The organism is Bacillota bacterium (genome assembly GCA_036504675.1).
Classification (GTDB): domain Bacteria; phylum Bacillota; class Sulfobacillia; order JAJYWN01; family JAJZPE01; genus DASXUT01.
Map to the genome: position 1 here is coordinate 50,001 of DASXUT010000079.1, position 3,965 is coordinate 53,965.

The following is a 3,965-nucleotide window of genomic DNA, read 5'->3' on the forward strand; positions in this document are numbered from 1 at the left end:
GCAGGCCTCAGTTCAGATCGCAGGCTGCAACTCGCCTGCGTGAAGCCGGAATTGCTAGTAATCGCGGATCAGCACGCCGCGGTGAATACGTTCCCGGGCCTTGTACACACCGCCCGTCACACCACGAAAGTCGGCAACACCTGAAGTCGGTGAGCTAACCCGCAAGGGGGGCAGCCGCCCAAGGTGGGGTCGGTGATTTGGGTGAAGTCGTAACAAGGTAGCCGTATCGGAAGGTGCGGCTGGATCACCTCCTTTCTAAGGAGTACGCGGGTCCGGCACTGGGGCGACCCACCGCCGATGACCCACACTCTTAAGGTCGATTCCAACACAATCCTTTCTTATCCGTAAGCACACTGTTTGGTTTTGAAGGTCCATGCGCGGTTTCCCGGCCGGCTTGCTCGGCCGGGAAACTGGTGGTATAATGGACTTCCATAAGTCAACAAGGGCACATAGCTCAGTTGGTGAGAGCGCGCGCCTGATAAGCGCGAGGTCGGTGGTTCGAATCCACCTGCGCCCACAGGCTTTGCAAAAAGCCTTTGTTGGGGATGTAGCTTAGTTGGGAGAGCGCCTGCTTTGCACGCAGGAGGTCAGCGGTTCGAATCCGCTCATCTCCACCAACTGGTGAATCCGGGCGTCGTCTTCGGACGGCGCCATCACATCGCACCTTGAAAACTGCACAGTGGGTAATGTAAAGCGAGTAACTTGCCACAGGTAAGTTAACCGCGCGCGAGGGAAGAAGACAGGTCAAGCTAGAAAGGGCGCACGGTGGATGCCTATGGCGCCAGGAGCCGAAGAAGGACGCGGTCAGCTGCGAAAAGCTCCGGGGAGGTGCAAGCGACCTTCGATCCGGAGATCTCCGAATGGGGCAACCCGGCGGGATTAATCCCCCGTCATCCATGGCCCAATCAAATAAGCCATGGAAGGGCACCGAGCGAACTGAAACATCTTAGTAGCTCGAGGAGCAGAAAGAATAATCGATTCCCTGAGTAGCGGCGAGCGAAACGGGAAGAGCCTAAACCGAGGTCGTGTCAAGCCGGCAAGCGTTGCGGCCACGGGGTCGAGGGTACTGTCAGGGTCCTTTGCCGAGGATCCGGGGAGTAAGAAAGGTCATCTCTAGCCGAACCGGGCTGGAAAGCCCGATCAGAGAGGGTAACAATCCCGTAGGCGAAAGAGAAGGCCCTCCCGACAGCCACCCAAGTACTACGGGACACGTGAAACCCCGTGGGAATTCAGGAGGACCACCTCCTAAGGCTAAAAACTCCTGGCGACCGATAGCGAACGAGTACCGCGAGGGAAAGGTGAAAAGCACCCCGGGAGGGGAGTGAAATAGAACCTGAAACCGTGTGCCTACAAGCAGTCGAAGTCCCCCTAGGGGATGACGGCGTGCCTATTGAAGAATGAACCGGCGAGTTATGGTCGGCAGCGAGGTTAAGGGCCTGAAGGTCCGGAGCCGTAGCGAAAGCGAGTCTTAAAAGGGCGAATGAGTTGCCGGCTATAGACCCGAAACTGGAGTGACCTACCCATGGCCAGGGTGAAACGCGTCTAAAAGCGCGTGGAGGCCCGAACTCATTAGCGTTGAAAAGCTATGGGATGAGCTGTGGGTAGCGGTGAAATGCCAATCGAACCCAGAGATAGCTGGTTCTCCCCGAAATAGCTTTAGGGCTAGCCTCGAGTATGATTGACGGGGGTAGAGCACTGATTGGGCTAGGGGCCCAACAAGGTTACTGAACCCATTCAAACTCCGAATCCCGTCAATTTAGAGCTCGGGAGTCAGACTGCGGGGGCTAAGCTTCGTAGTCAAAAGGGAAACAGCCCAGACCGTCAGCTAAGGTCCCTAAGTACAGGCTAAGTGGAAAAGGATGTGGATCCGCTCAGACAACCAGGATGTTGGCTTAGAAGCAGCCACCATTCAAAGAGTGCGTAATAGCTCACTGGTCGAGTGGGTCTGCGCCGAAAATGATCGGGGCTCAAGCCTGACACCGAAGCTACGGATGCGGAGGAATCCGCGTGGTAGGGGAGCGTTCCATGGCCGGCGAAGCCGTACCGGAAGGTGCGGTGGAGGGCATGGAAGAGAGAATGCCGGTATGAGTAGCGAAAAGACAGGTGAGAATCCTGTCCGCCGCAAGCCCGAGGTTTCCTGAGGAAGGCTCGTCCACTCAGGGTTAGTCGGGGCCTAAGCCGAGGCATAGAGCGTAGGCGATGGACAATCGGTTGATATTCCGATACCACCTAGTTGCCGCTATGAGCGATGGGGTGACGCAGGAGGGTAGGCGCAGCCAGCCGTTGGTCGTGCTGGTCTAAGCCGGTAGGGGGTCCGGGTAGGTAAATCCGCCTGGGCGATACCCCGAGAGGCGATGGGGAGCGAAATTTGAGTAGCGAACTGGCCGAACCCACACTGACGAGAAAAGCCTCTAGCCAGGCAACGGGTGCCCGTACCGTAAACCGACACAGGTAGGCGGGGAGAGAATCCTAAGGCGCGCGGGAGAACCCTCGTTAAGGAACTCGGCAAAATGACCCCGTAACTTCGGGAGAAGGGGTACCCCAAAGGGTGAGGGTGAACAGCCTGAGCCATGCGGGGGCGCAGAGAAACGGCCCAAGCGACTGTTTAGCAAAAACACAGGTCCCTGCGAAAGAGAAATCTGATGTATAGGGGCTGACGCCTGCCCGGTGCTGGAAGGTTAAGGGGAGAGGTCAACCGCAAGGTGAAGCTTCGAGCCGAAGCCCCAGTAAACGGCGGCCGTAACTATAACGGTCCTAAGGTAGCGAAATTCCTTGTCGGGTAAGTTCCGACCCGCACGAATGGCGTAACGACTTGGGCGCTGTCTCAACGAGGGACCCGGTGAAATTGAAATACCTGTGAAGATGCAGGTTACCCACGACTGGACAGAAAGACCCCGTGGAGCTTTACTGTAGCCTGACATTGGATTTTGGTGCTTGATGTATAGGATAGGTGGGAGGCTGGGAAGCGTGGGCGTTAGCCTGCGTGGAGCCAACGGTGGAATACCACCCTTTGAGTATCGAAGTTCTAACCTTGGGCCGTGAATCCGGTCCGGGAACAGTGTCAGGTGGGCAGTTTGACTGGGGCGGTCGCCTCCTAAAGAGTAACGGAGGCGCCCAAAGGTTCCCTCAGAATGGTTGGAAATCATTCGTAGAGTGCAAAGGCATAAGGGAGCTTGACTGCGAGAGCTACAATTCGAGCAGGAACGAAAGTTGGGCTTAGTGATCCAGCGGTCCCGAGTGGAAGGGCCGTTGCTCAACGGATAAAAGCTACCCCGGGGATAACAGGCTTATCTCGCCCAAGAGTCCACATCGACGGCGAGGTTTGGCACCTCGATGTCGGCTCATCGCATCCTGGGGCTGGAATAGGTCCCAAGGGTTCGGCTGTTCGCCGATTAAAGCGGTACGTGAGCTGGGTTCAGAACGTCGTGAGACAGTTCGGTCCCTATCCGTCGTGGGCGCAGGAAACTTGAGGGGAGTTGTCCCTAGTACGAGAGGACCGGGATGAACGGACCGCTAGTGTACCAGCTGTCCCGCCAGGGGCATTAGCTGGGTAGCCAAGTCCGGAAGGGATAAGCGCTGAAAGCATCTAAGCGCGAAGCCCACCCCAAGATGAGGTTTCCCACAGAGTTAATCTGGTAAGACCCCAGACAGATGATCTGGTTGATAGGCCGGGGGTGTAAGTCCCGAAAGGGATTCAGCTGACCGGTACTAATAGGTCGAGGGCTTGAACCTGACTCTTCCCATGCGCTTCCCTAAAAAGATACATACCCACTGTGTGGTTTTCTTGGTGCGATGCCTAGCGCCCATCACGGCGCGGCATCATAAAAGCACCACCAGCTTTCCGGTGGCCATAGCAGAGGGGAAACACCCGTTCCCATCCCGAACACGGAAGTTAAGCCCTCTCGCGCCGATGGTACTTGGCGGGTAACTGCCTGGGAGAGTAGGTCGCTGCCGGGAAATATTGA

Annotated in this window: 2 tRNA genes and 3 rRNA genes (1 of these 5 only partly in view); all 5 read left to right on the top strand. The window is 56.9% G+C overall.

The features are described 5' to 3' along the window. Nucleotides 1-255: ribosomal RNA gene (locus tag VGL40_06260) — 16S ribosomal RNA — on the top strand; it begins 1,299 nt to the left of the window's first position. Between the two features lie 188 nt (nt 256-443). Continuing rightward, nucleotides 444-517, top strand: a tRNA-Ile gene (locus VGL40_06265). A gap of 24 nt (nt 518-541) precedes the next feature. Next, nucleotides 542-617: transfer RNA gene (locus tag VGL40_06270), tRNA-Ala, on the top strand. A gap of 125 nt (nt 618-742) precedes the next feature. After that, a 23S ribosomal RNA gene (locus tag VGL40_06275) occupies nt 743-3,732 on the top strand. 108 nt (nt 3,733-3,840) lie between these two features. Continuing rightward, nucleotides 3,841-3,957 (top strand): 5S ribosomal RNA (rrf, locus tag VGL40_06280). Together the 16S, 23S and 5S rRNA genes with 2 tRNA genes alongside form the textbook arrangement of a ribosomal RNA operon. Nucleotides 3,958-3,965 lie beyond the last annotated feature (8 nt).